We start from the raw sequence: 26,988 nt of genomic DNA, 5'->3' as shown, positions 1-26,988 counted from the left end.
GACTCAGTCGCCGATGTCGACGACGAGGACGGGCGCGTGTACGTCCTCGACGACGCGGTCGGTGACACTCCCGAGGTTCTGCACGCGGTCGCGGCCGGTGCGGCCGTGGGTGCCCATCACCACGAGGTCGATGCCCGCCTCGTCGACGTACTCGACGATCTCGCGGTGGGGGATGCCGTCGCGCATCTCCGTCTCGACGACGAGGCCCTCGTCTTCGAGGTCGACCTCCAGGTCCTCGACGGCGCGCTCGCCCTCGACCTCCAGCGAGCGGACGATCTCGTCTTTCGTGTCCGCCTCGGCCGCGCGGTAGCGGCGGCTGTCGACGACGTACAGCACGTGGACCGTCGCGTCGTTGTCCCGCGCGATGGCGATCGCGTGTTCCACCGTCTCGGTCGTCCCCTTGCTCCCGTCCGTCGGCAACAGGATATCGTCGTACATACGCGAGCGTTAGTCGCCGGGGTAAATAGTGGTAGGTGGCCGTTCCCGGTGGTCGACACCGCCCGCCGCGCCGCCGGGATCCGGGTCGACAGAGTTTTGTGAGTTGACAACATATCACATACGATAGCTATGCAGGGGGGAACAGACGCGAACGGAACGCGAGTCGAGGCGTACGTGCGGTCGTTGCGGGCGGGCGAGGAGAGCCCGCAGCGGCGCGCGCTCGACCGACTGGACGCGCTGGCGGCGGCCGGCGAGATCGAGGGGCACGAGGTCGTGGTCTGGGGGGACCGCGCGCCGCCCTCGCCCGAGGCGGTCCGGACGCGCGCGGGCCGGTTCGTGCTGGACCGCGTCACCGTCTTCGAGCGGTGGGCCGAGCGAAACGACGCGTCGATCGAGGACGCGTTCGGCGTGCGAACGGTCGACTCCTCGCTCACCGGCGAGACCCACGCCGAGCTCGTCCTCCCGCGACTCGCCGTGGCCGCGGTTCGCGACGGTCGCCTCCTCGCGGTCGCGCCCGCGACGGTCGACGACGAACACCGCTCGGTCGGGCGGTTCCTCGACGGGCTCGAAGACGGGGCGCTGCCCGGCGAGCGGTCGGTCGAGATCCGTCCGCTCCGGGCGGCCCGAACCGCCGGGACGCCGACGGCCGACGACCGCGACCGCCCGGAGCCGCCCGAGACCGCCGGCGAGACGGCGCCGGCGCCCGTCGCGAGAGAAGAGGCTCCGACGCCCGACGCGCCCCCCGCGGAGCCGATGGACGAGGAGCCGCCGGAGCGGACGGGCGGTCGCGGCGGCGACGCTGGACCTGTCGAGGGCGAGGAGGGGGCCGGCGACCCGGCGCGGACGCCCTACCCGCCGTACTGATCGCGCTCCCGCGGACTCACCGCCCAGTGAAGCTCGGGTGATTACTGACGTGTTTCGGGAGGTAGCGTCGCTTCCGGGGCAGCCCCGCGGTCTCCTCGCGGACGCGGTCGCGTAACGCTTCGGGGGTCAACTCGATCTCCGTGTCGTCGGCGCGGACGTTCACGTCGAGCCGCCCGCTGTCGACCTCGCGGTCGCCGACGACGGCGTAGTAGGGCACCCAGTCGGTCTCGGCGCGGGCGATGCGCTTGCCGACCGTCTCCGAGCGGTCGTCCACGTCCGCGCGGATGTCGGCCGACGCGAGGTCGTCGACCAGTCCGTCGCAGTACTCGACGTGCTCCTCGCCGACGGGGACGAACCGCACCTGCGTCGGCGAGAGCCACGTCGGCAGCCGCGGCGTGTCCATCGTCGCCGTCTCCTCCAGCAGCGCGGCGATAACGCGCTCGATCCCCCCCGACGGCGAGTAGTGGAGGATCGGCGGGTTGTGGCTCCCCTCGGCGTCGGTGTAGGTGATGTCGAACCGCTCGGCGCTCTCGACGTCGATCTGGACCGTCGGGTTCTCGATGGGCCGGCCCAGCCCGTCGATGGCGGCGAAGTCGATCTTCGCCGACCAGTAGTGGTGGCGCTCCGGGATGATCTCCACGAGGGAAGGCTTGCCCAGTTCCGCGACGACCTCCGCGACCCACGCCTCGTTGTCGTCGTAGAACTCGCGGGTCACTCGCAGGGCGGGCTGGTAGTCCAGCCCGAGGTCGTCGCTCGTGCGCAGCGAGAGCGTCGCCTGGCGCAGTAGCTCTCGGCGAGCGCCGTCCATGTCCGCCGTCGCGGTGTGCATGTCCGGCATCGTGAACGACCGCAGTCGCTTGAGCCCCGTGACCTCGCCCTTCTGTTCGCGCCGGAACGAGTAGGTCGACAGCTCGTAGATCCGCAACGGCAGGTCGCTCTCGGCGATGTGCATGTCCCGCATGATCGAGAACTGGCCGAAACAAGCCGCGAACCGGAGCATCATCCGGCGGTCGCCAGACTCGAAGCGGTACTGCCGTTCCCCGAACTTGCCGGCGTGCTCGTCGATGGCGCGGGCGCCCAGGTCGTACATGACCGGCGTCTCGACGGGCATCCCGCCGTAGTCGACGACGAGGTCGTTGACGTACTCCCTCAGCGAGTCGCGGACCAACTTCCCGCGGGGGTACCACCGCAGGTTCCCCACGTCCGACAGCTCGTCGTAGCCCGCCAGCGACTTCTCCCGCATGAGTTCGACGTGGGGCGGTTCCTCGCCGGGCGAGGCGGTCACGCCCTCGACCTCGCTCTCGACGAACGCGCGCATGTCCTCGCTCACCTCCGACTTGGCCGTCACGGCGTCCTCGGTCGACCCGTCGGGCCACAGCATCCGCCACTCGCTGGGTTCGCGGTCGGCGTCTTCCCCTTCCCCCTCGGCTCCCCCCGCCGCGCCGCCCTCGTCGCGGTGGGCCGAGACGTGCCGGGAGAGTTCCGAGAGCGGGTGGCCCTTGCACGCCACCTCGAAGGACTTGTACCAGCCGAAGGGCGCCCGGAGCACCTCGTAGCCCCCGTCTTCGAGTTCGGACTCCAGGTCCCGCACGACGGACTTGGCGGCGTCGGGGCTCGCCAGGTCGTCGCTGAGGTGGGCGTAGGGGTATAGCACCACCCGGTTCGTGTTGAGTTGGCCCGTCACGTCCCGGAGTTCGTCGGTCGCGTTCGCGACGACGCCGTCGAGGTCGGCCTCGTCGGCGGACTCGACGCTGATGAAGGCCGTCACGCACTCCTCCATGCGCCCCTCCATCGGGACGCCCTCCGTCTCCGCGAGGTCGTCGGGCCCGGCCTCCTCGCGGGCCTCGAACTCCAGGTGGTCCGAGTGGACGAACAGGAGTCGCATACAGAACGGTCGCGTGGCGGCGCAAAAAGTGTGCTGGCGGGATCGTGTCGACCGCCCGTGCCGCCCGACGGCGGGCCCGCTCGCACCCGGTCGAGCGGCGGACAGTCACCTCCTTTTAACCGTGCCGGCGAGAGTCGGGTGACATGGTTCTCGGGCTCTCGACGGGTGCGCTCGTCGTCTTCGCGCTGGTCGCGGTCGCGCTCGCGCTGTTCGTCTCCGAGTGGTTACCGCCGGATATCACCGCCATCGGCGTCCTCGTCGCGCTCGCCGTCCTCGAACCGTACACCGGCGTCACGGCCGGCGAGGCGATTCAGGGCTTCGCCAGCCGCGCGACGGTGACGATCCTCGCGATGTACGTCCTCAGCGCCGGGGTCGAACACACCGGCGTCGTCGACTACCTCGGCGCCGTCCTCGAGGAGGTGACCGGCGGCGACGAGACGCGTCTGCTCGGCGCGACCGTCGGCGTGACCGGGCTCTCGGCCGGCGTCGTCAACAACACCCCCGTCGTCGCGGTGTTCATCCCGATGATCACCGGCCTCTCCGAGCGAGCCGGGATCTCGCCGTCGAAACTGCTGATGCCGCTGTCCTTTGCAGCGATGCTCGGCGGCACGCTGACGCTCATCGGCACGTCGACGACGCTCCTCGCCAGCGACCTCTCCCGGGACCTGCTGGGCCGCCCCATCTCGATGTTCGAGATCACGCCGGTCGGCGTCGTCGTCCTCGCGGTCGGCCTCGCGTACCTGATGACCGTCGGCCGCTGGCTCGTTCCCGAGCGCGTCCCCGCGGGCGCGGACTTCACCGACGAGTTCGACCTCGACCGCCACCTCAGCGTGCTGGTCGTCCGCGAGGACTCGCGACTGGTCGGCCGCACCGTCGCCGACGCGCTCGACGACGGAGCGCTGGACGGCATCGACGAGACGGAGGCGACCACCGAAGCCGACGCGACCGGCGACGCGGCGTCCGGATCGGGAGCGGAACCGGCCGACGCGACCGGAGCGACCGCGGTCGACGCCGACACGGAGGGCGACCCCGCGGACGACGTGGACGTGCTCCAGGTCGAGCGCGACGGCGAGGCCTACGTCGCCAGCGCGAGCGACCAGACGGTCTCGGCCGGCGACCGCCTCACCGTGCGCGGGAGTCTCCAGGCCGTCAACGGCTTCGCGGACCGCTACGGGCTCGCCCAGCGCTCCCGCGAGGACGTCACCGAGGAGCGCCTCGCCGCCGCGCCCCACGGCGCGACGCTGGTCGAGGCCGTCGTCCACCCCGAGTCCCGCGTCGTCGGCCGGACGGTCGGCGACCTGCAGCTGCGCGAGCGCTTCGACACGACCGTCCTGGCGCTCCGGCGCGGCGACGACCTCAGGCGCGAGGACCTCGACGCGGCCGAACTCCAGTCCGGCGACGCGCTGTTGCTCCAGACGACGGCGACCGCGGTCGACTACTTCGAGGAGGCGGACTACCTCGTCGTCACCGAACGCGCGGACCCGACGGACGGCGACGGGACCGAGCGAGCGGACGCCCCGGGCGACGAAACGGCGGTCGACTCCGGCGGCGAAACCGACTCGACCGTCCCCGACGCGACGGGGCCGGGGCTCGGTCCCCGCGCGCCCGTCGCTATCGGCGTGCTCGCGACCGTCATCACGCTCGCCGCGACCGATCTCGTCCCGATCACGATCGGCGCGCTCGGCGGCGTCTTCGCGCTCGTGGCCACCGGAACGATCACCGCGAACCAGGCCTACGACGCCGTCAACTGGAGCGTCGTCTTCCTCCTCGCGGGCCTCCTGCCGCTCGGCGTCGCGATGCAGGCGACCGGGGGCGCCGACGCGATCGCGGGGGCGCTCGTCGGCGTCGGTGACGCCGTCCCCCCGCTCGTCCTGCTGGGGGTGCTCTACCTCCTCACCGCCGTCGTCGCCGCGATCATCACGCCGGTCGCCACGGTCGTCCTGATGATCCCGATCGCGGTCAGTACCGCCCAGCAGCTCGGACTGAACGGGTTCCCCTTCCTGATCGCGGTCACGTTCGCCGCCGCGAACGCGTTCGTCACGCCCATCGGCTACCAGACGAACCTGATGGTGTACGGCCCCGGCGGCTACAAGTTCACCGACTACGCCCGCGTGGGCACGCCCCTCCAGTTGCTACTGACCGTGGTGACGACGCTCGCGATCGCGGCGACGTGGCCGCCCTGAGAACGGGACCTGCGGGGACCGGCGCGCGGGCCGACCGCGCTACTTCTCGTCTTCCTTGAGCTCTTCCAGTTCGGCCTCGACCTCCGAGTCGTCGACCAACGCGTCGTCGCCGTTGGCGTCCACGTCGGCGGTATCCACGTCGGTGTCGACATCCATGTCGACCTCGGCGTCCTCGCTCGCGGTGTCGGCCGACCCGCTCCCGGAACCGCTGCCCGACCCGCTCGCGCTCTCGGACTCGCTCTCCGTCTCCGTCGTGCCCTTGCCCATCTCGCCTTTCAGCGTGTCGAGCTCCGCGTCGACGGAGCTGTCGGTGCTGAGCTGTTCGAGCTCGCGGTCGATCTGGTCCTTGTCCGAGAGCACGTCGTCGAACGCGCCGCTCTCCTGTAGTTCGTCCATCGCCTGCGAGCGGGCCTCCATGTCCTCGGTGCGCTCCTCGGCGCGCTCGATGGCCCGGCCCACGTCCTCGAACTCGTCGCCGGCGCCGGTCATCGCCTCCGACACCTTGGTGCTGGCCTCGGCCGCCTCGTAGCGGGCCTTCATCGTCTCCTTTTTCGTGCGGAACTCCTCGATGCGGCTCTGGAGGGTGTTCTTCTGCTCGACGAGCCGGTCCTGCTGGTTCTGGAGCTCGGCGATCTGGCTCTCCAGGCCCTCGATCTGGCTCATCTTCTGCTTTTTCTTCTCCAGGGCCTTGCGCGCCAGGTCGTCGCGGTCCTGCTGGACGGCCTCGCGGGCCTGTTCGTTGTGTTTCTCGACGTTCTCTTCGAGCCGGCGCTTCTGGATCTCCAGCCGTTTCTTCTGGGTGGTCAGGTCGGCGATGCCCTGTTTCACGTCCTGGAGCTGGTCGCGCAGCTGCTCGTAGGAGTAGTCGAGCGTCTCGGAGGGGTCTTCCGCCCGGTTGAGGACCGCGTTGATCTTCGACCGGACGACGTACGAGGCGCGCGAGATGATTCCCATACCCCCCGCTTTGTGCCCGAGCCTTTAATTGTTTTTCAGCCACACAGTGGCTCGTTTCGGGTTCGTGTCCCGGAGTCGGACCCGCGGAGTTATCCCCGGGGGGTCAGCGAGCCGAACTGCCGCCCGGGACGGAGTATCCGAGAAATGATAATTCATCTACAGCCGGGAGAAAGGTCTCAGGCGCGATACTCGCGTCCCAACCGTTATTGCCGGGAGACGGTTGTGTGGAACCATGAGTGCGGTGTCGCGGGACGGGATCCGGGTCCTCCACGTCGACGACGACCCGGACGTGTCCGATCTGACCGCCACGTTCCTGGAACGGGCCGACAAGCGGTTCACCGTCGAGACGGCCGTCGACGCCGCCGAGGGACTGGACCGCCTCGACGGCCGCCCGTTCGACTGCGTCGTCTCCGACTACGAGATGCCCGGCCCCGACGGGATCGAGTTTCTCGAACGGGTGCGAGAGCGGTATCCGGAGCTCCCCTTCATCCTCTTCACCGGGAAGGGGTCCGAAGCGGTGGCGAGCGAGGCGATCTCCGCCGGCGTGACCGACTACCTCCAGAAGGAGACCGGGACCGACCAGTACACCGTCCTGGCGAACCGGATCGCGAACGCGGTCGAACACGCCCGCTCGCGCCGACGGGTCGAACACAGCGAGCGCCGCCTCCGGAAGATCGTCGACTCGATGCCCCACCTGGTCTACGTCGTCGACGAGACGGGCACCTACCGGCTGGTCAACGAGGCGCTCGCGGCGTTCCACGGCACCACCGTCGAGGCGATCGAGGGTTCGACCGTCGACGAGGTGCTGGACGACCGGGCGGCCGCGCAGTTCCGCCAGGACTTCCGGTCGGTCATCGCGACGGGGGAACCGAAACGGCTCTCGGGGGTCGAGGTGGCCGACGACGAGGGAGAACCCCACGTCTTCGAGCCCCAGGTGTTCCCCTACGACATCGGGGACGCCGACGAGCGCGCGGTGCTGGGCGTGACGCGCGACGTGACCGAGCGAGCGGACCGCGAGCGGAAGCTCGAACGGCTGCAACGCCGGACCAGCGCGCTGATGCACACCGAGACGGCCGAGGAGACCGCGCGGGTGGCGACCGAGGCCGCCGACGCCGTCCTCGAAGCCCGGCTGAGCGGCGTCTTCCTGGTCGACGACGCCGGCGAACGGCTCGAACCGACCGCGGTCGTCGACGCGGTCAACGAGGCGTTCGACGAGGTCCCGGTCTACCCGCGTGACGCTCCCGAGGGGTCGCGGGCCGCGCTGGTGTGGGACGTCTTCGAGGCGGGCGAACCGGTCCGGATCGACGACGTGCCCGACGACGACCGAGTCGACGAACCGACCCCCTCGCGGAGCGTGATCCTCTATCCGATGGGCGACCACGGCGTGTTCGTCGTCTCCGCCGAGCGGACCCACGCCTTCTCGGGGACCGACGAGGTGCTCGTCGAGATCCTGGCGACGACGCTCGAAGCCGCGCTCGACCGGACCGACCGCCGGGCGGAACTGCGACGCCAGCGGGACGAACTCGAGCGGAAGAACGAGCGCCTCGGGGAGTTCACGAGCGTCGTCAGCCACGACCTCCGGAACCCGCTGACGGTGCTCAACGGCGCGGTCGACGCGGCCGAGGCGACCGGCGACCCCGAACAGTTCGAGCGCTGTCGGAACGCCGTCGACCGGATGGACGCGATGATCGAGAACCTCCTCGAGCTGTCTCGCCACGGGGAAGCGATCTCCGAGCCGGAGCCGGTCGACCTCGCGCGGGCGGCCAGCCGCGCCTGGGGGACCGTCGAGACCGACGCCGAGCGGCTCGCCGTCGAGACCGACCTGACGGTCCGCGCCGACCCCGAGCGCCTCGCTCGACTGCTGGAGAACCTGTTCGGCAACTCGGTGGAACACGGCTCCGGCGACGGCGGAGAGGGCGACGCACGCGCCGGGGACGACCTCGTCGTCCGCGTCGGCGACTGCGACGGGGGGTTCTACGTCGAAGACGACGGGCCGGGGGTCCCCGAGGACCTGCGCGGCGACGTGTTCGACTCGGGGTTCTCGACGCGGCCGGACAACACCGGGTTCGGCCTGGCCATCGTCGAGCGGATCGCCGAGGCGCACGGCTGGTCCGTCGACGTGACCGACGGCGAGACGGGCGGCGCACGCTTCGAGGTCACCGGCGTCGACCCCGTCGAGTGAGCGGCCGTCGGTCGGGATCGAGCGACCGCCGACCGGAGCGTCCACCGACCGCCCGCCGAAAGCTTCGAGGGGGTGACCGACCACTGTTCGACCGTGAGCGAGCCAGTCGTGGTCCCGGGCGGACGCGACGTGCGCGGGTCGCTGGCGGAGCCGGACGGCACCGACCCGACCGCCTGCGTCGTCGCCTGCCCGCCCCATCCGCAGCTGGGCGGGTCGCGCTCGGACCGCCGGCTGACCGCGGTCGCCGACGCGCTGACCGACCGCGGGATCGCCTGCCTGCGGTTCGACTACGGCGAGTGGGGCGAGGGGCGGGGCGAACTCCGGGACACCCGCGCGGCGCTCGACTGGGCCGGGGAACGCTACGACGATGCAGCCCTGTTCGGCTACAGTTTCGGCGGCTGTCTCGCGCTCGCCGCGGCGGCCGACGCGACGGGCGACGACGGGGCGTCGCTCGCGGCCGTCTCGGCGCTCGCGCCCGCACCGCGGATCGGCGACGGGGCGGACGCAGTCGACGCCGTCGCGGCCGTCGAACGGATCGACTGCCCCGGGCAGGTCGTCTACGGCAGTCGTGACGACACAGTCGAGACCGATCCGATCGTCGAGCGGGCGCGCGAGCGGGGGTTCGCGGTGACGGAACTGGCGGCCGACCACCACTTCGTCGGCCAGGCCGAGCGGGCGGCGGGGCTCGTCGCGGACTTTCTCGAAGGGCGGGTCTGAGCGGCGTCGTTCGACGGGTCGGTGAACCGCCGGATCGGCGGTCCGCGGCCGTCACACGTTGACAAACACACGGATTTGCAGTGGCTCCCGAAACGGTTTTCAGGTCACACCGCGCACGGTCGGTATGCCGACGGAACCGGAAACAGGGTACGACGAAACTCTGGGGAACAAGTTCGTTTTCGTCACCGGGGGCGTCATGTCCGGGCTGGGCAAGGGTATCACGGCCGCCAGCACCGGGCGACTCCTCTCGAACGCCGGCTTCGACGTGACCGCGGTCAAGGTCGACCCGTATCTCAACGTCGACGCCGGGACGATGAACCCCTTCCAGCACGGGGAGGTGTACGTCCTCAAGGACGGCGGCGAGGTCGACCTCGATCTCGGGAACTACGAGCGGTTCCTCGACATCGACATGACCTCGAAGCACAACGTCACCACGGGCAAGGTCTACCAGTCCGTCATCGAGAAGGAACGCTCCGGTGACTACCTGGGCAAGACCGTCCAGGTCATCCCGCACGTCACCGACGACATCAAGCGGCGCATCCGCGAGGTCGCCGAGGGCAGCGACGTCTGCATCATCGAGGTCGGCGGCACCGTCGGGGACATCGAGGGGATGCCCTACCTCGAAGCGCTCCGGCAGTTCGCCCACGAGGAAGACGAAGAGGACATCCAGTTCATCCACGTCACCCTCGTGCCCTACTCGAAGAACGGCGAGCAGAAGACCAAGCCGACCCAGCACAGCGTCAAGGAGCTGCGCTCGATCGGCCTCCAGCCCGACATCCTGGTCGGCCGCGCCGACGACCGGCTCGACCCCGAGACCAAGGAGAAGATCGCGCTGTTCTGCGACGTGCCCACGGAAGCCGTCTTCTCGAACCCCGACGTGCCGGACATCTACCAGGTGCCGCTGATGGTCGAGGACGAGGGCCTCGACGAGTACGTCATGGAACGGCTCGACCTGGCCGACGACGCCCTGCCCGAAGCGGAGCGCCACAACGAGTGGCGCGAGCTGGTCACCCAGGACCAGAGCGGCACGGTGAACGTCGCGCTGGTCGGCAAGTACGGCCTCGAAGACGCCTACCTCTCCATCTACGAGTCGCTGAAACACGCCGGCCTCGCCCACAACGTCAACGTCGAGACCGAGTGGATCCACGCCGAGGAACTCGCCGACGGCACGGACGGGCAACTCGACGGCATGGACGCCGTCGTCGTCCCCGGCGGCTTCGGCTCGCGTGGCACCGAGGGCAAGATGGAGGCCATCCGCTACGCCCGCGAGAACGGCGTCCCTTACCTCGGTCTCTGTCTGGGCTTCCAGCTGGCGGTCGTCGAGTACGCCCGCAACGTCCTCGGACTGGAGGGGGCCCACTCCGCGGAACTCGACGAGGAGACGCCCTACCCGGTCATCGACATCCTGCCCGAACAGGAGGGCGTCGACGACATGGGCGGGACGATGCGCCTGGGCGCCCACGTCACCGAGATCGAGGAAGACACCCTCGCCCACCGGATCTACGACGACGACAGCTGTACCGAGCGCCATCGCCACCGCTACGAGGTCAACCCCGAGTACATCGACGACCTCGAAGCGGCGGGACTGCGGTTCTCCGGCGAGTCCGGCCGCCGGATGGAGATCCTCGAACTGCCCGAGCATCCGTACTTCCTCGGGACGCAGTTCCACCCCGAGTTCCGCTCGCGACCCGGCCGCGCCAGCCCGCCCTTCGTCGGCCTGCTCGACGCCGCGCTGGAGTTGCAGGGTGAGTCTACCGAGGAGAAGCGGACGGATGGACCCGCCGACGAGGCCGAGGAGGTGGAGGTCTGATGGTCGACGTGGACTCCTTTATCGACGAGAAGCTCGACGAGATCGCGACGGAGATCGGCGACGCCAACGCCGTCATCGGCCTCTCGGGCGGCGTCGACTCCTCGACGGCCGCGGCGCTGGCCTACGAGGCCATCGGCGACCAGCTCACCGCCGTCTACGTCGACACCGGCCTCATGCGCAAGGGCGAGACCGACCAGATCCGCGAGACCTTCGACTACATGGACTCGCTGCGGATCATCGAGGCACAGGACCGCTTCGTCGACGCGCTCGAAGGCGTCACCGACCCGGAGGAGAAGCGCCACATCATCGGCGAGCAGTTCATCCGGGAGTTCGAGGAAGTCGCCCGCGAGGTCGACGCCGACTACCTCGTCCAGGGGACCATCTACCCCGACCGCATCGAGAGCGAGGGGACCATCAAGTCCCACCACAACGTCGGCGGGCTCCCCGAGCGCATCGACTTCGACGGCATCGTCGAGCCGATGCGCGACCTCTACAAGGACGAGGTCCGCGAGGTCGCCCGCGAACTCGACTTAGAGGAGATCATCTCCGAGCGGATGCCGTTCCCCGGTCCCGGCCTCGCGGTGCGGATCATCGGCGAGGTCACCGAGGAGAAACTCGAAGTCGCCCGCGAGGCCAACCACGTCGTCGAGGAGGAACTCGAAGACCACGACCCGTGGCAGGCCCTCGCCGCCGTCCTCGGGAAGGCCACCGGCGTCAAGGGCGACAACCGCGTCCACGGCTGGGTCGTCGCCGTCCGCTCCGTCGAGAGCCGCGACGGCATGACCGCCCGCGCCCAGGACGTGGACTGGGACACCCTCCAGCGCATCCAGAGCCGCATTACCGGAGAGAACGACAACGTGGCCCGCGTCCTCTACGACGTGACCCACAAGCCGCCGGCGACCATCGAGTACGAGTAACGGCGCGGCCGTCGCTCCGCAGATAGCTTTTCTCCGCTCAGTTCAGTCCGAACGCCGCCAGCCCTTCGCTCGTTGCGGCGAGGTAGTACTCGCCGGCGACGGCCTGGGGACCGACTCGCGGGCTCTCCCACTCGTCGACCGTCGCCGAGCCGAGTTCCTCGTCGGCCGACGGGTCGACCGCGCTGGCCGTCAGCGTCCCGTCCTGAGCGGTGACCCCGTAGAGGAGGTCGTCCGCTGCGACGAGTCCGCCGTCGGTATCCAGCCCTTCGACCGAGCCGTCGGCGGCGTCGACGGCGAAGAAGCCCCACTCGCCGCGTCCCATCCCCTGAACGTAGACGGTGTCGTCGAGGACGAGCGGCATCCCGTAGAAGGCGGCCTGTTCGAACTCGTCGTTCTCGCCCTCGTAGGTCGCGGGGTCGTCGCCCTCTGGGATCGCGGTCCACAGCTCCGATCCGTCGTCGGTCGAGAGCGCGACCATCCCGCCGGTGTCCCGACTGAGGGAGCGACCGCAGACCGCGTAGGCGACGCCGTCGACGACGACCGGCGAGTTGAACGGGGCGCCCCGCTCCTGGTAGAGGACCGAGTAGAAGTCGTTGCTCGCCGTCCAGCGCCGCTCGCCGCTCTCGCGGTCGACGGCGTGGATCTCGTCGTGAGCGGTCGCGAATATCGTGTCCCCGGTCACCGTCGGCGGGTAGTAGTTGCGCCAGAGCGGGTCCTCCCCCGGCGCGTACTGGGACTCGCGGCTCCCGTCGTCCGCGTCGTAGCTTGCCAGGAGCCGGTCGCCGACGGCCAGCGAGCCGCCCTCGGCCGTTATCGGGGACTCGAACGGCGTCTCCAGCGACTCCTCCCACTCGGTCTCGCCGTCGGCCGGCGAGAGCGCCGCGAGCCCGGGACCGTCCGAGAACGTCCCGACGACGAGCCGTTCGCCGTCGGACCCGAGCGTCCGCGCCGGCGACGTCTCGCCCTCGCCCTCCGCGTCGGAGACCGGGAGCGAGCGCTCCCACTGTCGCTCGCCCGTCGCGAGGTCGAACGCCGAGACGACCGTCCGCCAGCCGGCGTCGTCGTTGATGTCGGCGGCGGCGAAGACCGTCCCGTCGAGGACGACCGGCGAGGACATAATGCTCAGCCCGGCGGACTCGTCCGACGCCTCGCTGTAACGGGCCGTCCACGCCACCGAGAGGTCGCCGCCCGGGCCCGACGCGGCGGGGTGGACGGCCGTGTTGCGCGGACCGAACCGATAGCTCGGCCAGTCGGTCTCGCCGGGTTCGAACCCGGCCGATTCGCCGATTCCCGCGGGACACCCGGCGAGGGCCGCAACGCCCGTCGCGCCCAGCGCGCGGAGGAGCGAACGCCGTCGGAGGGACCTGTCCATGTCGGGGGTTTCGAACGGACTGGTAAGTGCTTTTTCCTGAACGACTGATCGGTCGAGGCCGGACTGATCCGCCGTCAGTTCGGCCCGAACGCGGCGACGCCCTCAGTCGTCGTCAGTACCAGATACTCGCCCGCCACCGCGTGGTACCCGCCTCTGGCCGGGTCCCACCCATCGACGGTCGCGGTCCCGGCGACCCGGTCCGACGCGGGGTCGAAGGCCTGGACCGTCGCCCCCTTCCCGTCCGTCAGCCCGTACAGCAGCCCGTCGGCGCCGACGTCTGCGCCGGTCGCCCGGAGGCGTTCGACCGACCCGTCGTCCGGGTCGACCGCGAAGAGGCCCCACTCGCCGCGCTCGTAGCCGTGGGCGTAGAGGGTGCCGCCCAGGAGTATCGGCACGCCGTACAGCGCCGTCTGCTCGCTCCTGTAATCGCGACCGTCGAAGTCTTCGGGCCTGGTACCGTCGGGGAGCGCCGTCCACAGCACCGACCCGTCCTCGGTGTCGAGCGCGACCATCCCACCGGTGTCGCTGCTGTCGATGTACCCGGCGGTCGCGTACGCGACCCCGTCGGCGACGACGGGCGGGTTGAACGGCGCGCTCCATTTCGCCTTGGCGATCGAGTAGAAGTCGTTGGTCGCCGTCCACCGCCGCTCGCCGCTCTCACGGTCGATCGCGTGGAGTTCGCGGTACGCCGGGGCGTAGATCGTGTCCTCGGTCACCGTCGGCGGGTACTGGCTCGTCCAGACCAGTTTCTCGAACTCGTCTCCCTCGTAGCTGTACCGCGACTGTCGAGTGCCGTCCTCGGTGTCGTGGACCGTGAACAGTTGTTCGCCGGCGACGACCGATCCGCCCGCGGCGGTGACCGGCGACGCGAGTGGCCGTTCGAGCGGCCGGGACCACTCGGTCTCGCCGTCCGCCGGTGAGAGCGCCGTGAGTGCTGGCTCGTCGGTCGCCGTCTCGACGAGCACGCGCCGTCCGTCGGACCCGATGGTCGCCGAAGGCGGGACCTCGAGGTAGTCCTCCAGATCGCCGAACGGGAAGGAGCGTTCCCACTGACGCTCGCCGCTCTCGAGATCGAATGCAGAGACGACGGTCATTTGCTCCCCGTCGACAAATATGTACGCCGAGGAGACGACGGTCCCGTCGAGGACTATCGGCGGCCCCTGTATACTCACGCCGTCGGACTCGCCGACGGGGTCCGCTAGGTAGTCCGCCGTCCACGCGACCGAGAGATCACCGCCGGGGCCCGACGCCGACGGGTGGACGGCCGTGTTTCGCGGGCCGAACCGCTGACTCGGCCAGTCCGTCTCGGCGGGGCCGGAGTCGCCGAACCCGCCGAGATCCGCCGGACAACCTGTGAATGCGGCCGCGCCGACCGCACCCGCCGCGCGGAGGACGGACCGACGACCGGGAGTTGCGTCCATGGTAGGCGGTCCGTCTCGACTGTCATTTATGTTTCTCATTCGCTGACCCGTCCGATCTTCCGGTGCGAGAAACGTGAGACACAAGCCCCCGGGTGTCGTGCGTGTTCGTATGAAGGCAGTTTTCGCAGGCAGCGACACCGAGGGGCTGGCCGACGAGTTGCGCGACCGGGGGGCGACCGTCGGGATCGTCGACGGCGTCGCCAACCGGCCCGCGCTCGAAGACGCCGGCGTCCACGACGCCGACGTGTTCGTCCTCACCGACGCCGGCCAGGCCACCTCGATCGTCGTCGCGAGGGACCTCGAACCCGATATCCGGGTCGTCGCCTACACGCCGGACTCGCTCCCGGAGTTCGTCAGCGGCCAGCAGGTCCTCGCGATGGACCCCGCGCTGTTCGACGCCGCCACCGTCGCTGAGGAACTGACCGAGGCGGCCGACACCGAGGAGTAACGGCCGGGACGCTCCCCCAGCGGGGCCCGACCGTGTCGGGCTCGGGACAACACTAATGGTCGTCCCGGGAGAAGTTCCCGACCGATGACCGATGTGTCGACCGGTCCGACGACCGCTGCATCGGCGATAGCGGCCGCCCTGTCCGCCTGGCGCGAGGGGCTCGGCGCGCTGGCCGGCGGCGCCCTCCTCGGTGCTCTCGTCCGGTCGCTGCTGGCGATCAACGGCGTCGCCGCGCCGTCAGCGGTAGCGTCCGTCGGCGGCGGCGCGCTTGCCGCGCTCGTCTGCGTCCTCGGGCTGATCGCAGTCGCCGCGACCCGCCGGACCGTCCGGTTCGGCCGCGACTCCCTCACCGTCGAGGGCGGACTCTCGCCCGGTGCGACCGCCGTCGACTATGGGGACATCGACCTCGCGATCCGCCGCGAGACCGGGACCGACCGGCGGCTCGGGACGGCGAGCTACGAACTGGTTCGCTCCGGCGAGTCGAACCGCTTCCTCGGCCACCTGCGCGACCCCGGGGAGTTCGAGCGGGCGCTCGACGCTCGCGTGCCGACCCCGCGCGAGCGTATCGACGCCGTCGACGAGGCGACGGTCCGCGAGGCGCTCCAGCGGAGTCGCGTCTTCTGGCGCGGCTGGCCGAGCGACGAGCCGCTCCCCCGCTCGGCCGTCGTGGGCGACGAAACGCTCGTCGAGAAACTCGACGGGGAGGGGAACGTGACGCCCGCCCGCGACGGCGAGGGTGGCGACCGACCCCGTCGCTCCTCGCCCGGTGCGGACCGGCCGGCTACGCTCGACGGGATCGCTCGCAACGGAAACGGCAGCGACGCCGAGGAGTTCACCGGCGGAACCGTGGGCGAAGCCGTTACCGAGTAGCGCCCGTGACATCGGAGGGGGGCGCCGTCGGCCGACCCGTCCCACGAAGCTTATAACCGCCCGCATAATAGTTAGATCGATGACCGATCCGATCCCGAGTGAACGGTTCGCCGGCGCCGTTCCCGCGCTTGGATCAGAGCTGCGCGTCCATCGCGACCGGCTGGAGTACGACCCGGGCGGACTGCGCGGCCTCGTCGGAGGGTCGAAGGCCGTCGACATCGGGGAGATCGACCTCGTCGTCCGCCGCGACGGGCGACTCGACCGATTGCTCGGCGCGGGGAGTTACGACCTGGTCCGCTCCGGGGAGCCGACGGTCAGGCTCTACCACCTCGCCGATACCGACGAGGTCGAGCGCGCGCTCGGCGGCCGCGTGCCGGCGCCCCGAGACCGAGTGGAGGCGGTCGACGAGGCGGAGGCCCGCGCGGCGCTCCAGCGGCGGCGGGTCGCCTGGCGGCGCTGGCCCGACGACGAGCCGCTCCCTCGCACGGCCGTCGTGACGGACCCCGACCTGGCCGAGCGGCTCCACGTCGAGGTGGAGATCGAACGGCCCGAGGTCACCCGAGCCGAGGACGCCCGCCCGTCCGGGGTCACCGCCGCCGACTTCGAGAACGGGAACTTCCCCGGCGGCGGCGGGGGCGGAGACGCGGACTTCACCGGCGGCACCTCGCGTCACTCGCCGGGGCTCGCCTCCAACGAGGGCGGCGCGGAGAAGAACGTCGGTAGCGAGTCCACCGGGGACATCTGAGCCGTCGACCCGTCCGGTGAGCCGGGCTCAGAGCCGTCCCGCGAGGTCGACCAGCCGGTCGTGCCCGCCGCGTTCGAAGGGCACGCCGTGGCCCGGCGCCGCGACCTCGAACGCGGGTGCTTCCTCGTTCAGGTCGCGGATGCTCCGCCGGACCTCGTCCGTGTCGGCCGAGATGATCCACGGCGAGGGGTCGAAGTCGCCGTCGGATTCCCGAACCAGATCGCCCAGGATGGCGACGCCGAGGTCTTCGCTGACGTAGGCGACGTGGCCCGGAGTGTGGCCGGGCGTCTCGTAGGCGGTGAACGAGCCGACTTCGTCGCCGTCGGCCAGCGGGACGACCTCGGTCTCGGGCGGCGTGATCAGCGGGCCGACCAGCCGCTGGAACGCGCCCTTCGGGATCGAGAACGGCGGCGTCCCGCGGCCCGCCACCAGCGGGGCGTCCCCTCGACCGGCGTATATCGTGAGGTCGAGCCCGTCGAGGCGAGCGAGGCCGCCGACGTGGTCCAGGTCGTAGTGGGTGACCAGCACCCGGTCGAGGTCGCCGAGCGCGAACCCGGCCTCGACGACGGCGTCGAGCACGCGGCCGCCGTGCCAGGGCATGCCGGCGTCGACGAGCGTCAGCGCTCCCCCGTCGTCGACGAGGTAGGCGTTGACACCGCCGAGTTCGATCCACCACGCCTCCGCCGAGAGTCTCGTGACCATACGTCCGCGTACGGCCGTCGGCGGGATAAACCGGCGGTCGGACCGCTCGTTCGACGCCCCGCCACCGGGACGTTTTTCGCCCGGGGCCGCCCGTTCACGCCCATGCGAGCGGACGACGTTCCGGCGGTCCACGAGCGGGTGGCCGACGAGGCCCGCGAGCACTTCGACGGGGACGACACGGGTCACGACATGGCCCACGCCTGGCGCGTCTATCGTCTGGGCCGCCGGCTCGCAGCGGCCGAGAGCGCCGACTTCGCCGTCGTCGGCGCCGCGGCGCTGGTCCACGACCTCCACCGCCTCCGCGGCGAGGGGTTCACCCACCCGCGCGAGACGCTCCCGGAAGTTCGGGCGATTCTGGACGCCGCCGACTTCCCGGCCGACGGGCGCGAGGCGGTCTGTCACTGCGTGGCCCACCACGAGGAGTACGACTTCGCCGAGCGGACGGATCTGGACCACGACCCGACCGCCGAGGAGCGCGTCCTCCGGGACGCCGACAACCTCGACGCGCTCGGAGCGGTCGGCGTCGGTCGGGCGTTCACCTTCGGTGCCCACCACGGCCAGGGGATGCACGACCCCGACCGCGAAGTGCGGGACAGCTACGACCGCGGCGACCGCGACAATACCGTCGTCCAGCACGCCCGCGAGAAACTGCTGCGACTGCCCGAGGCGATGGAGACCGACGCCGGCCGCGAACTCGCCGCCGAGCGGGCCGCGTTCGTCGAGACCTTCGTCGACCGGTTCGAAGCGGAGTGGCGCGGCGACCTGTGAGCGACCGGGCGGTGCGACGATCCGTGATCGGTCGCCCACACAGCGACCCGCTTCCGACCGTCGAAACGGCCGTTACCGCTCGATCGTCACGTCGAGCGGGCGGTCCCGCGACGACGGGCCGATCGAGACGACGTGGTCGCCCGAGTCGACGGTCCAGCCCGCCTCGGCGTCGTAGCGGCCGAACGCGCGCTCGTCGAGATCGATACTGACGCGGCGGGACTCGCCGGCGTCGAGCGCCAGCGAGGCGAAACCGCCGAGTTCTCGCGGCGGGCGCTCCAGGTCGTCGGGCGCCGCGGGCGAGTCGACGTACGCCTGGACGACCGTCCGGCCGGAGCGGTCGGCGGTGTTCTCGACGGTCACCGCGACGGTGGCGTCGTCGACCGCCTCGGCGTCGCGGTACTCGAAGGTCGCGTACGAGCGACCGTGGCCGAACGGGTAGGTCGGCTCGGCGTCGGTCGCGTCGAAGTGCCGGTAGCCGACGAGCAGTCCCTCGTCGTAGCTGGCCTCGCCGTCGACGCCGGGGAAGCGCCGCTCGTCGGCGGTGGGGTACGCCTCTTCGGGGGCGAACGTGACCGGCAGGCGTCCGCCGGGGTCGCTGTCGCCGTAGAGGACGGCCGCGGCGGCCGACCCGTGGGACTGGCCGGGGTACCAGCTCGCGACGACGGCCGCCACGTCCTCGCGCCAGGGCGTCTCGAAGGGGCCGCTCGTGTTCGCGACCACGACAGTCCGGTCGTTCGCGGCCGCGACCGCCTCGATCAGCTCGTCCTGATCGCCGGGGAGCGCGAGCGTCTCGCGGTCGGCGGCCTCCGTCGCCTGGTCGCGGACGAACACGAGGGCCACGTCCGCGTCCTCGGCCGCCGCGACCGCGTCGTCGACGGACGCGTCGGGCGCGTCCTCGTCCGCCCCGTCGTCGGGCTCGAACGCGTCGAACAGCGAGATGTCCTCGACGCGCGGGTGGCCCCGGGCGACCGAGACCGACCCCTCCGCGCGGGCCTCGATCCCCTCGACCGGGCTCGTCTCGGTGACCGGCGTCACCTCCGAGGAGCCGCCGCCGCCGAGGATCGCCTCGTCGACGTTCGGACCGACCACGGCCACGTCGGCGTCGTCGGCCAGCGGGAGGACGCCGTCGTTGTCCAGCAGGATGGTCCCCCGAGTTGCGATCCGCTCGGCCAGGTCGCGGTGTTCGGGCGTGTCGACGGCGCCCTCGGAGTCCGTCGCGTCCCGGTCCCCGCCGAGCAGGCCGTGGCGATCCAGCTGAGTGAGCAGACGGCGAACCATGTCGTCGAGCCGCGACTCGGGCACCTCGCCCGCCTCGACGGCGTCGGCCAGCTCCTCGCGGTAGAGCCCGCCCGTCGTCGGGTCGGGCATCCCGTCGGCGTAGTCGAACCCCTCGGTCGGGTCGTCGGACGCTGCGTCGGGCGCCCCGCCCTCCTCGCCCGCTCGTTCGGCGTCGCCCTCGTCGCCGGGCGCGCCCATCGACTCGAACAGCTCCTCGGCGGAGATGCCGGGCATCTGCAGGTCCAGCCCGCCGTTGGCGGTGCCGACGACGCTCTCGGTACCGAACCAGTCGGACATGACCACGCCGTCGAAGCCCCACTCGTCTTTGAGTACCTCGGTCAGCAGCTCCCCGTGTTCGCTCATGTACGTGCCGTTCACCCGGTTGTACGAGGACATCACGGCGCCGGCGCCGGCGTCGACGGCGTCGCGGAAGCCCGGCAGGTACAGTTCGCGGAGGACGCGCTCGTCGACCTCGGCGCTGACCGTGGCGCGGGCGGTCTCCTGGTTGTTCGCGACGAAGTGTTTCGGCGTCGCGACCACGCCGGTCGACTCGATGCCGTCGACGACCGCGGCCGCGAACCGCCCCGTCGCGACCGGGTCCTCCGAGTAGTACTCGAAGTTGCGTCCGCAGTGGGGGACCCGGACGAGGTTCAGCCCGGGGCCGAGCAGCACGTCCTGGTTCCGCGCCAGCGCCTCGCGACCCAGCGTCCGGCCGAACTCCCGCGCAAGCTCGGGGTCGAACGACGCCGAGAGCGCCGTCGAGGCCGGGAACGCCGTCGCCGGCTCGTCCGTGCGGACGCCCAGCGGCCCGTCCGAGAACCTGACCGGCGGGATATCGAGCCGCTCGACGCCGGGGACGAACCCCGTCGCCGTCCCGTCGGTGTCTGTCGCGCCGTGGGTCAGCCGCACTTTCTCCGCCAGCGTGAGGTCCGAGAGCAAGCGCTCCACCGTGTCCGAAGTCATTGATTGGACGTTCAGTCAGGACCCGCTTAATCGTTTCCCCTTCGCGTCCGTGAAGAACCGAAGCGAGGACCGAGGGCCTGACAGCCGGAGGGCGGCACGGAAGCGGGGACAGCGGAGCGTGAGGGGGGAGGAGCGAGAGGGGTCGTGGAGTGAAGGGGTCAGGGAGGGCAGAGGAGCGACCGGGGTCCTCAGTGTTCGAGGATGGTACCGCCGGCGCCGACGGCGATCTCGACCTCGCTCTCGCGGCAGACGGCCTTCAGGTTCTGCCCGGTCGGGGTGGTGTCGGGCTTCCACGCCTCGTCCTCCCGGTCGTAGACCGCGCCGCCGCCGCCGACGGTGTAGCCGACGCCGTCCTCGACCTCGATGTCGCGCAGGCCGGCGTCGCCGGTGTCGGCCGGGACCCACCGGGAGCCGGTCCAGTGGAAGACCATCCCGCCGCCGCCGGAGATCCACACGTCGTCCGCGCCGTCGGAGTCGACGCCGTAGAAGTTGACGTTGGCGTCGGCCAGCCCGATCTTGTCCCAGGTCGAGCCGTCCTGGGTGTAGAAGACGGACTTGTTGCCGTCGACGATGTGGCCCTTCCGGTCGTCGTAGAAGTCGACGGCGTTGATGGCCGACCCGGAGCCGGGCGTGACGTAGTCCCAGGTCTGAGTGGCGCCGTTCTCGAAACTGTAGTACATCTTCCCGGAGTCGCCGGCGACGTAGACGTTGGCCTCACCGGCCTCGCCCGTGACCGACACGTCGTTGAAGTTGTTGGTCACGTCCATCGGCGCCGAGTGGTCGACGAGGTTGCCGGTCGTCACGTCGTACTCGCCGATGGCGCCCGAGGAGCCGACGAACCACAGGCGCTCGCCGTCGTCGGTCACGTCCGCGCCGTAGAGGTTGTTGCCGTTGCCGCTCGGCCCGCCGTCGAGGATCTTCTGCCAGCCCTTCGCGGTGCGTTCGAGGACGACCCCCGCGTCACCCACCGCGTACGCGCCCTCGCTCGTCTCCTCGACGTCGTAGAGGGTTCCGCCGACCGGGGACTTCACCGCGGTCCATTCCGACTCTTCGGTGGACGCGGCCGCAGCCGTGGGAACGGCCGCCGCGCCGATCGCTACGCCCGCTGCCTTCAGCACGTTGCGTCGAGTGGAGGTGCGTTCGGACATTGCATCCGGGACATGCGACGGGTTGTACTTAATGGGGGAACGAACTTATCCCCGATTTACGCCGTTTAACGGCCCGAGGAGCCGATTTTCGATCCGTTCGTTCCGTCGAACCGACGGATTCCGGTCCGAGTGAAGCCCGCCGCCAACTCGGCTTAACCGACGTGAAACGACGAAAGATTGAAGTGAAGAAACGCTGTCGGCGAGAGTGGCCCGGAGCGACCCGAATACGTTCGCCACAGACGGGCGGTCCGGCTCCGACAACTGTCGTGTGTCCGACCGTTTCGGCGGGTACACCTTCTCCAATTACAAGTCGTTAGGTTGAAGTTTTCCGGGAGGGAGCCCGCAGGTATGTCGGTCGACGACCCGATCGCGGGGCGCGTGGGTGTGGGACACATCGTATCGGAATCGGTCGAGGCGGCGTTGGCTCGACCGCTCAGTTTTTTGATCGCCGTCGTGGGCGCGGTGGTCGGACAGGTGCCGCTCGTCGGGACGGTCCTGAACACGCTCACCTCGGGTACGATCGTCCACGTCGTCGACGGGGAGTTCCGTGACGGCCGGCCGGGAGTCGGTGAACTCGGGTACCGGCTCGTCGTGCTGGTCGCGGCCTACGTTGCCGCGGTCGTCGCTATCGGGATAGGGTTCCTCCTGTTGATACTCCCCGGACTGTACCTGGCGCTCCGGTTCACACTGTTCGTCCCGGCCGTGGTTCTCGGCGGGCACGGTCCGCTGAGCGCCCTCAGCTACAGTTACGACCTCACCGAGGGGCACCTGCTCACGGTCCTCGGCGTCGGGCTGGTGTTTTCCGTCCCGGTGATCGGCGCGTTCGCCGCTCTGGCGCTCTTCTACGGGTTCGAGGAGTTCGGCCGGGCGCTGGTCCAGCGGGATCTGAGGGTGCTCGCGACGGTCGCCGTCGTCCTGTCGCCGTTCACCGCTATCGGAAGCGCGACGCAGGTAGTCATGTACCGTCGGTTCTGACCCGATCAGTCGTCGCGGCGGGCCAGCGAGACGAGGTGGGCCATCTCCTCGACGACGAGTTCCTCGGTGCCCAGCCGGGCTGCGGCCTCGCTGCCGGGGAGGCAGAACACGGGGACGCCGTCGACCATCCCCGCGGTGGCGCGGGAGACCATCGCGCGGGTGCCGATCTCCTCGTAGGAGAGGATGCGGAACAGCTCGCCGAACCCGGGCAGTTCGCGGTCGAACAGCGGACGGGCGCCCTCGACGGTCACGTCGTCGGGCGTGACGCCGGTCCCGCCGGTCGTGACGACCACGTCCACGTCGTCGCGGCCCGTGAGGTTCAACAGCGCGGTCTGGACGCCGTCGAGGTCGTCCCGCAGGATCTCGCGAGTGACGACCTCGTGGTCGGCGGCCTCGATCAGCGCCTCGATCACGTCGCCGCTCGCGTCGTCTTCGCGCGTGCGTGTGGACGAGACCGTGACCACTGCGACGCCGAGCAAGCCCACCTCGGCGCCGTGGGCGTGGTCGTGCGAGTGGCCGCCGGAGTCGTGTGAGTGATCATCCGTGCCGTGCGAGCGGTCGTCGGTCCCGTGGGAGTGCCCCCCGGAATCGCCGTGGTCGTCCGTGTGGGCACCGGCGCGGTCGTCCGTGCGAGCGCCCGAAGCGCTGCTCTCGACCTCGTGACGGTCGGTCTCGGTCGGAGCGCGCTCGGTCGCTCCGCCGGCGTCGGCCTCGACGGCGGTCTCCGCGTCGGTCCCGTCGTCGGCGAACGGGTGGTCGTCGGGACCGTCCGCCGCCTCGGAGGGCTGTTCGGACCCGCTCGACGGCGACAGCGGGTCGTCCGGCGACGAGCCGGCGCCGCGGTCGTCGGTCGTCTCGGGTTCGGTGTCGTCGACCGGCGGATCACCGGTGTCGTCGGCCGGTAGATCCCCGGATTCGTCGGTCGAGAGGTCCGTATCGGTGTCGTCGGTCGACGGATCCGCGTCGTCGGCCGACGGACCCGTATCGGTATCGCCCACCGAGGAAGCCGCTCCGGCGTCGCCGGTGTCCGGGGCCAGCGGGTCCCCGCTCGCGCCCCCGGACGAACCGGCGAGCGGGTCCCCGCCCGATTCGGCCGCGTCGGCATCGCTCTCGCCCCCGGACGCCCCCGGGTCGGACTCGGTGGCTCCCCCACTCTCGGGCTCGATGGCGTCCCCGCTCTCGGACTCGCCCGCGTCGTCCCCCTCGGTTTCGACGGCCGGTTCGTCCGCGGGCTCCGGCTCGGTCGGCTCCGCTTCCGGTTCCCCGTCGACCGGTTCGTCCGTCGGTTCCCCCTCGGCGGCTTCCGCCCCGTCCCCCTCGGCGTCGGCCTCCTCGTCCTCGTCGTCGCCGTACCCGCGGCTGGTGTCGCGGGACTGGAAATCGACCATGGGATCGCTACCCGACAGCGAACCAAAAAGGCCAGCATGCCGACCGCGGCCGGAACGGATGGCCGCGACCGCGGAGATCGGCGGCCGCGACCGAGGGGAGGCAGCGATCGAAGCCGAGAGAGCGCGCCGCGGTCAGGAGAGCGCCGCGACCACGGCGTCGGCGGCGGCGTCGGCGTCGCGGTCCTGGAGGAAGGTGGCGACGGCGTCCTTGAGCTGGACCACCTGTTCGGGCCGGACGGCCAGGCCGTGACACATCGACGGGAGCTGCGTCGCGCGGCCGCCGAACGCATCGTGGAGCTCGCGACTCATCGGGTGCAGGTCCGCGGTAGACACGTCGCTGCGCGGCGGGACGGACCCGCTGACCGTGTTGAACCGCTCGATGGTGTCGGCGGAACCCATGTACTCCACGAACTCGGTGACCGCCTCGTCGCCCTCGGTGTGGGCCGCCGGGACGATCGCGTTCGTGTTGACGATGTGCGTGCCGTCGGTGCCGGGGAACGGGACGCAGTCCCAGTCGCGACCGAACTCCATGTCGCTCCCGGCCATGTGTCCCGTCGACCACGACCCGTTGTTCATACAGGCCGCTTCGCCGTCCGAGAAGGCGAACTCGAGGTCGCTGGAGTCCATGAACTCCGGGTTGTCCGGCCCGGCGGCGAGGTACCTTTCGAGCGTGTCGAACCCCGCGCGGATACCCGCTCGGTGGGGTGACGGTCGACCGTCGGCCGCCTCCTCGTAGCCGTCGGGCCCCTCGTGGGCGAGAAAGAGCGTCTCCCACAGCTGGAGGAGCCCGAAGGGGTTGCGCCCGAAGACGGCGATCGGCTGTTCGGCCTCCTCGGCGAGCGCCGGGAGCGCCTCCGCGAGTTCGTCGGGACCGGAGAGCCGCGCCGGGTCCACGCCGGCCGTCTCGAACAGCTCGACGTTGTAGTAGAGGTTGCTGATGCGGTGCATGTCAAGCGGGACGGCGTGGAACTCGCCGTCGAAGCGGGCCACGTCGACCATCCCGTCGAAGTACGCCCGCCCCATGTCCGTCCGCTCCCACAGGTCGGTGATATCCGCCGTCGCGCCGGCCTCGACGGTGGGCCGGAGGTTCGCACCCGGCCACTCGTCCCACACGTCCGGCGGGTCCTCGCGCAGGATCCGGCTCTTGATCATCAGGCGGAGCGCGTTGATCGCCGTCTGTTCCTCGGCGACCGACACGTTCGGGTTCCGGTCGGTGTACGCCGAGAGCACCGCGTCCATCGCCTCCTCCTCGCTCCCCCACACGAAGTGGTGGTGGATCTCTATCTCGCGCTGTCCGCCGACGGCGGTTGCCATACGTCGCCATCCGTCCGATCCCCATAATGACCTTACCCCCGAGTTATCCGAACTGAGAATCGGTGTGCGCGGATCGTAGGTCGGTCGACGGGCCCGCCGGTTCGTCACCGTTTTGCACACCGCACGAGTGGGTAGGAGTATGTACGCAGTCCAGTACGCGGACCACGGCGACCGCGACGTCGTCGAGTACGCCGAGCGGCCCGACCCCGAGGTGGGTCGCGCGGACGTGCTCGTGGACGTGAAGGCGGGCGCGCTGAACCACCTCGACGTGTGGACCCGGAAGGGGCTCCCCGGGATCGATCTAGAGATGCCCCACGTCCCGGGCTGCGACGCCGCGGGCGTCGTCGAGTCGGTCGGCGAGGACGTGACGCGCTTCGAACCGGGCGACCGCGTGGCGGTCACGGCGGGCGTCAGCTGCGGCGAGTGCGAGTTCTGCCGCGACGGCGAGGAGTCGATGTGCGCCGACTTCCACATCATCGGCGAGCACGTCGCCGGCGTCCACGGCGAACTCGCCGCGGTCCCCGAGGACAACCTCGTGGCCGTCCCGGAGGGCGTCGACTGGGCGACCGCCGCCGCGGCGCCGCTGGTCTTCCAGACGGCGTGGCGGATGCTCGTCACCCGCGCCGACGTCGACCCCGGCGAGTCCGTGCTCGTGCTCGGCGCCTCGGGCGGCGTCGGCCACGCGGCCGTCCAGATCGCCGACTTCGCCGGCGCCGAGGTGTTCGCCACCGCGAGCAGCGAGGAGAAACTCGACTACGCCCGCGAGGTCGGCGCCGACCACGCCATCGACTACACCGAGGACGACTTCGCCGCACAGATCAGGGAACTGACCGACGGGCGCGGCGTCGACGTGGTGGTCGACCACGTCGCCGGCGAGACGTGGGACGACTCGCTGAAGAGCCTCGCGAAGGGCGGCCGCCTGGTCACCTGCGGCGCGACGGCCGGCGGCCGCCCCCAGACGAACGTCAACCGGGTGTTCTGGAACCAGCTCTCGGTTATCGGCTCGACGATGGCCACGCCCGGCGAGGTCGACGACGTTCTCGCGAAGGTGTGGGACGGGACCTTCGAGGTGCGAGTCCGCGAGCGCCTGCCGATGAGCGAGACGGCCCGCGCCCACGAACTGCTGGAGGACCGGGAGGGGTTCGGGAAAGTGGTGGTCGTCCCCGACAGCGAGGTCGATGACTGAGACGCCCGCGCCGGACGGCGACCCCGACCGCGAGGGCGAAACCGGCGCGGACGCGGACGTCCCGCCGGTCGATCCGGGAGGCTACGACGTGCCGGACCCCGAATCGCGCGAGTTCGGGCTCCGCGGGTGGGGGCTCGTCGCCGCGCTGGTGGTCGCGCTCGTCGTGATCCCCTGGACGATCATCGGGATCCCCCAGGCGCAGGGGCTACTCGAAGCGCTCCCGCTGGGGTATCGCGACGCCTACCTCGTCCTGCCGTTCGTCCCCGCCGTCTTCCTCGGCGCCCTCGGCGTCTGGACGGCGCTCGCGAACCGGCGACCCTGACGCGGCGAGCCCACGTCCCTGATCCGGCGACCCCGCGTCCCTGGTCCGGTGACCCTCTCCCCCTGGTCCGGCGGCCCCGCGACGGCTCACCGACCGGAGCCGTCCCGCGGCCGCTCCGATCCAATTCTGATATCGGGC

The 26,988-nt window shown here is 70.8% G+C and carries 23 protein-coding genes; 13 read left to right on the top strand and 10 right to left on the bottom strand.

The features are described from left to right. Positions 1–3: 3 nt before the first annotated feature. The gene (locus tag HZS54_RS17435; protein ID WP_179918355.1) at positions 4–438 is read right to left on the bottom strand and encodes a universal stress protein; all 435 of its coding nucleotides are present in this window, start codon (positions 436–438) and stop codon (positions 4–6) included. Between the two features lie 129 nt (positions 439–567). Between HZS54_RS17435 and HZS54_RS17430 the strand changes: the two genes are divergently transcribed. After that, positions 568–1,302, top strand: a complete 735-nt coding sequence (locus tag HZS54_RS17430) for an HTH domain-containing protein (protein WP_179918354.1) — start codon at positions 568–570, stop codon at positions 1,300–1,302. A gap of 16 nt (positions 1,303–1,318) precedes the next feature. On the opposite strand, the gene HZS54_RS17425 is transcribed toward HZS54_RS17430, so the two are convergent. Next, on the bottom strand, positions 1,319–3,187 hold the full coding sequence (locus HZS54_RS17425; RefSeq protein WP_179918353.1) for a threonine--tRNA ligase: 1,869 nt from the start codon (positions 3,185–3,187) through the stop codon (positions 1,319–1,321). A gap of 143 nt (positions 3,188–3,330) precedes the next feature. On the opposite strand from HZS54_RS17425, the gene HZS54_RS17420 reads away from it, so the two are divergent. Continuing rightward, the gene (locus tag HZS54_RS17420) at positions 3,331–5,370 is read left to right on the top strand and encodes an SLC13 family permease (RefSeq protein WP_179918352.1); all 2,040 of its coding nucleotides are present in this window, start codon (positions 3,331–3,333) and stop codon (positions 5,368–5,370) included. A gap of 39 nt (positions 5,371–5,409) precedes the next feature. Here HZS54_RS17420 and HZS54_RS17415 read toward each other — a convergent pair whose 3' ends face one another. After that, a complete protein-coding gene (locus HZS54_RS17415; RefSeq protein WP_179918351.1) occupies positions 5,410–6,324 on the bottom strand; it encodes a PspA/IM30 family protein in 915 nt (304 codons plus the stop codon). Between the two features lie 232 nt (positions 6,325–6,556). Here HZS54_RS17415 and HZS54_RS17410 point away from each other — a divergent pair, with 232 nt between their 5' ends. From HZS54_RS17410 to guaA, 4 genes are all read left to right on the top strand, one after another. Further along, the gene (locus HZS54_RS17410) at positions 6,557–8,506 is read left to right on the top strand and encodes a hybrid sensor histidine kinase/response regulator (protein WP_179918350.1); all 1,950 of its coding nucleotides are present in this window, start codon (positions 6,557–6,559) and stop codon (positions 8,504–8,506) included. A gap of 93 nt (positions 8,507–8,599) precedes the next feature. Further along, positions 8,600–9,223: an alpha/beta hydrolase gene (locus HZS54_RS17405; RefSeq protein ID WP_179918349.1), complete on the top strand. Its 624-nt coding sequence runs from the start codon at positions 8,600–8,602 to the stop codon at positions 9,221–9,223. A 124-nt stretch (positions 9,224–9,347) separates the two neighbouring features. Beyond that, on the top strand, positions 9,348–11,033 hold the full coding sequence (pyrG, locus tag HZS54_RS17400) for a glutamine hydrolyzing CTP synthase (protein ID WP_179918348.1): 1,686 nt from the start codon (positions 9,348–9,350) through the stop codon (positions 11,031–11,033). Further along, positions 11,033–11,950, top strand: a complete 918-nt coding sequence (guaA, locus tag HZS54_RS17395; protein ID WP_179918347.1) for a glutamine-hydrolyzing GMP synthase — start codon at positions 11,033–11,035, stop codon at positions 11,948–11,950. The genes pyrG and guaA overlap by 1 nt, the downstream gene beginning before the upstream one ends. A 37-nt stretch (positions 11,951–11,987) precedes the next feature. Here guaA and HZS54_RS17390 read toward each other — a convergent pair whose 3' ends face one another. Both HZS54_RS17390 and HZS54_RS17385 read right to left on the bottom strand, forming a co-directional pair. Beyond that, positions 11,988–13,322 carry an outer membrane protein assembly factor BamB family protein gene (locus tag HZS54_RS17390; RefSeq protein WP_179918346.1) on the bottom strand — a complete coding sequence of 445 codons (1,335 nt, stop codon included), beginning with the start codon at positions 13,320–13,322 and terminating at the stop codon, positions 11,988–11,990. 74 nt (positions 13,323–13,396) lie between these two features. Next, a complete protein-coding gene (locus HZS54_RS17385; protein WP_179918345.1) occupies positions 13,397–14,743 on the bottom strand; it encodes a PQQ-binding-like beta-propeller repeat protein in 1,347 nt (448 codons plus the stop codon). Between the two features lie 109 nt (positions 14,744–14,852). Between HZS54_RS17385 and HZS54_RS17380 the strand changes: the two genes are divergently transcribed. From HZS54_RS17380 to HZS54_RS17370, 3 genes are all read left to right on the top strand, one after another. Beyond that, positions 14,853–15,191 carry a DUF7126 family protein gene (locus HZS54_RS17380; RefSeq protein WP_179918344.1) on the top strand — a complete coding sequence of 113 codons (339 nt, stop codon included), beginning with the start codon at positions 14,853–14,855 and terminating at the stop codon, positions 15,189–15,191. An 84-nt stretch (positions 15,192–15,275) separates the two neighbouring features. Next, on the top strand, positions 15,276–16,061 hold the full coding sequence (locus tag HZS54_RS17375) for a hypothetical protein (protein WP_179918343.1): 786 nt from the start codon (positions 15,276–15,278) through the stop codon (positions 16,059–16,061). Between the two features lie 79 nt (positions 16,062–16,140). Further along, a complete protein-coding gene (locus HZS54_RS17370) occupies positions 16,141–16,806 on the top strand; it encodes a hypothetical protein (protein WP_179918342.1) in 666 nt (221 codons plus the stop codon). Between the two features lie 27 nt (positions 16,807–16,833). Here the strand turns inward: HZS54_RS17370 and HZS54_RS17365 are convergent, their stop codons facing one another. Beyond that, positions 16,834–17,508 (bottom strand): MBL fold metallo-hydrolase, encoded by a 675-nt coding sequence (locus HZS54_RS17365; RefSeq protein ID WP_179918341.1) that lies wholly within the window; start codon positions 17,506–17,508, stop codon positions 16,834–16,836. Between the two features lie 102 nt (positions 17,509–17,610). On the opposite strand from HZS54_RS17365, the gene HZS54_RS17360 reads away from it, so the two are divergent. Next, positions 17,611–18,276, top strand: a complete 666-nt coding sequence (locus tag HZS54_RS17360) for an HD domain-containing protein (protein ID WP_179918340.1) — start codon at positions 17,611–17,613, stop codon at positions 18,274–18,276. A 72-nt stretch (positions 18,277–18,348) separates the two neighbouring features. On the opposite strand, the gene HZS54_RS17355 is transcribed toward HZS54_RS17360, so the two are convergent. Further along, positions 18,349–20,517 (bottom strand): beta-glucosidase, encoded by a 2,169-nt coding sequence (locus tag HZS54_RS17355; RefSeq protein ID WP_179918339.1) that lies wholly within the window; start codon positions 20,515–20,517, stop codon positions 18,349–18,351. Positions 20,518–20,705: 188 nt separating this feature from the next. Next, positions 20,706–21,665 carry a WD40/YVTN/BNR-like repeat-containing protein gene (locus HZS54_RS17350; RefSeq protein WP_179918338.1) on the bottom strand — a complete coding sequence of 320 codons (960 nt, stop codon included), beginning with the start codon at positions 21,663–21,665 and terminating at the stop codon, positions 20,706–20,708. 348 nt (positions 21,666–22,013) lie between these two features. Between HZS54_RS17350 and HZS54_RS17345 the strand changes: the two genes are divergently transcribed. Further along, positions 22,014–22,640 carry a hypothetical protein gene (locus HZS54_RS17345; RefSeq protein ID WP_179918337.1) on the top strand — a complete coding sequence of 209 codons (627 nt, stop codon included), beginning with the start codon at positions 22,014–22,016 and terminating at the stop codon, positions 22,638–22,640. Positions 22,641–22,645: 5 nt separating this feature from the next. Here the strand turns inward: HZS54_RS17345 and HZS54_RS26595 are convergent, their stop codons facing one another. Together HZS54_RS26595 and HZS54_RS17335 are read right to left on the bottom strand one after the other, a co-directional pair. Then, on the bottom strand, positions 22,646–24,028 hold the full coding sequence (locus HZS54_RS26595) for a molybdenum cofactor synthesis domain-containing protein (RefSeq protein ID WP_179918336.1): 1,383 nt from the start codon (positions 24,026–24,028) through the stop codon (positions 22,646–22,648). 132 nt (positions 24,029–24,160) lie between these two features. Then, entirely contained in the window at positions 24,161–25,342 is a 1,182-nt protein-coding gene (locus HZS54_RS17335; RefSeq protein WP_179918335.1) for an ABC transporter substrate-binding protein, read from the bottom strand. Between the two features lie 139 nt (positions 25,343–25,481). On the opposite strand from HZS54_RS17335, the gene HZS54_RS17330 reads away from it, so the two are divergent. Continuing rightward, a complete protein-coding gene (locus HZS54_RS17330) occupies positions 25,482–26,528 on the top strand; it encodes a zinc-binding dehydrogenase (RefSeq protein WP_179918334.1) in 1,047 nt (348 codons plus the stop codon). After that, positions 26,521–26,850 (top strand): DUF7977 family protein, encoded by a 330-nt coding sequence (locus HZS54_RS17325; RefSeq protein WP_246391679.1) that lies wholly within the window; start codon positions 26,521–26,523, stop codon positions 26,848–26,850. Before HZS54_RS17330 ends, HZS54_RS17325 begins: the two co-directional genes overlap by 8 nt. Positions 26,851–26,988 lie beyond the last annotated feature (138 nt).

Source organism: Halosimplex pelagicum, assembly GCF_013415905.1.
Lineage (GTDB): Archaea > Halobacteriota > Halobacteria > Halobacteriales > Haloarculaceae > Halosimplex > Halosimplex pelagicum.
The sequence above is the reverse complement of the archived record's forward strand: the minus strand, read 5'-3'. Positions and strand labels throughout refer to the sequence as shown.

What these genes read in the sequence shown, in the direction of transcription:
- HZS54_RS17435 (WP_179918355.1), bottom strand. Translation starts at nt 438, where the DNA reads ATGTACGACGATATCCTGTTGCCGACGGACGGGAGCAAGGGGACGACC.
- HZS54_RS17430 (WP_179918354.1), top strand. Translation starts at nt 568, where the DNA reads ATGCAGGGGGGAACAGACGCGAACGGAACGCGAGTCGAGGCGTACGTG.
- HZS54_RS17425 (WP_179918353.1), bottom strand. Translation starts at nt 3,187, where the DNA reads ATGCGACTCCTGTTCGTCCACTCGGACCACCTGGAGTTCGAGGCCCGC.
- HZS54_RS17420 (WP_179918352.1), top strand. Translation starts at nt 3,331, where the DNA reads ATGGTTCTCGGGCTCTCGACGGGTGCGCTCGTCGTCTTCGCGCTGGTC.
- HZS54_RS17415 (WP_179918351.1), bottom strand. Translation starts at nt 6,324, where the DNA reads ATGGGAATCATCTCGCGCGCCTCGTACGTCGTCCGGTCGAAGATCAAC.
- HZS54_RS17410 (WP_179918350.1), top strand. Translation starts at nt 6,557, where the DNA reads ATGAGTGCGGTGTCGCGGGACGGGATCCGGGTCCTCCACGTCGACGAC.
- pyrG (WP_179918348.1), top strand. Translation starts at nt 9,348, where the DNA reads ATGCCGACGGAACCGGAAACAGGGTACGACGAAACTCTGGGGAACAAG.
- guaA (WP_179918347.1), top strand. Translation starts at nt 11,033, where the DNA reads ATGGTCGACGTGGACTCCTTTATCGACGAGAAGCTCGACGAGATCGCG.
- HZS54_RS17390 (WP_179918346.1), bottom strand. Translation starts at nt 13,322, where the DNA reads ATGGACAGGTCCCTCCGACGGCGTTCGCTCCTCCGCGCGCTGGGCGCG.
- HZS54_RS17385 (WP_179918345.1), bottom strand. Translation starts at nt 14,743, where the DNA reads ATGGACGCAACTCCCGGTCGTCGGTCCGTCCTCCGCGCGGCGGGTGCG.
- HZS54_RS17380 (WP_179918344.1), top strand. Translation starts at nt 14,853, where the DNA reads ATGAAGGCAGTTTTCGCAGGCAGCGACACCGAGGGGCTGGCCGACGAG.
- HZS54_RS17375 (WP_179918343.1), top strand. Translation starts at nt 15,276, where the DNA reads ATGACCGATGTGTCGACCGGTCCGACGACCGCTGCATCGGCGATAGCG.
- HZS54_RS17370 (WP_179918342.1), top strand. Translation starts at nt 16,141, where the DNA reads ATGACCGATCCGATCCCGAGTGAACGGTTCGCCGGCGCCGTTCCCGCG.
- HZS54_RS17365 (WP_179918341.1), bottom strand. Translation starts at nt 17,508, where the DNA reads ATGGTCACGAGACTCTCGGCGGAGGCGTGGTGGATCGAACTCGGCGGT.
- HZS54_RS17360 (WP_179918340.1), top strand. Translation starts at nt 17,611, where the DNA reads ATGCGAGCGGACGACGTTCCGGCGGTCCACGAGCGGGTGGCCGACGAG.
- HZS54_RS17355 (WP_179918339.1), bottom strand. Translation starts at nt 20,517, where the DNA reads ATGACTTCGGACACGGTGGAGCGCTTGCTCTCGGACCTCACGCTGGCG.
- HZS54_RS17350 (WP_179918338.1), bottom strand. Translation starts at nt 21,665, where the DNA reads ATGTCCGAACGCACCTCCACTCGACGCAACGTGCTGAAGGCAGCGGGC.
- HZS54_RS17345 (WP_179918337.1), top strand. Translation starts at nt 22,014, where the DNA reads ATGTCGGTCGACGACCCGATCGCGGGGCGCGTGGGTGTGGGACACATC.
- HZS54_RS26595 (WP_179918336.1), bottom strand. Translation starts at nt 24,028, where the DNA reads ATGGTCGATTTCCAGTCCCGCGACACCAGCCGCGGGTACGGCGACGAC.
- HZS54_RS17335 (WP_179918335.1), bottom strand. Translation starts at nt 25,342, where the DNA reads ATGGCAACCGCCGTCGGCGGACAGCGCGAGATAGAGATCCACCACCAC.
- HZS54_RS17330 (WP_179918334.1), top strand. Translation starts at nt 25,482, where the DNA reads ATGTACGCAGTCCAGTACGCGGACCACGGCGACCGCGACGTCGTCGAG.
- HZS54_RS17325 (WP_246391679.1), top strand. Translation starts at nt 26,521, where the DNA reads ATGACTGAGACGCCCGCGCCGGACGGCGACCCCGACCGCGAGGGCGAA.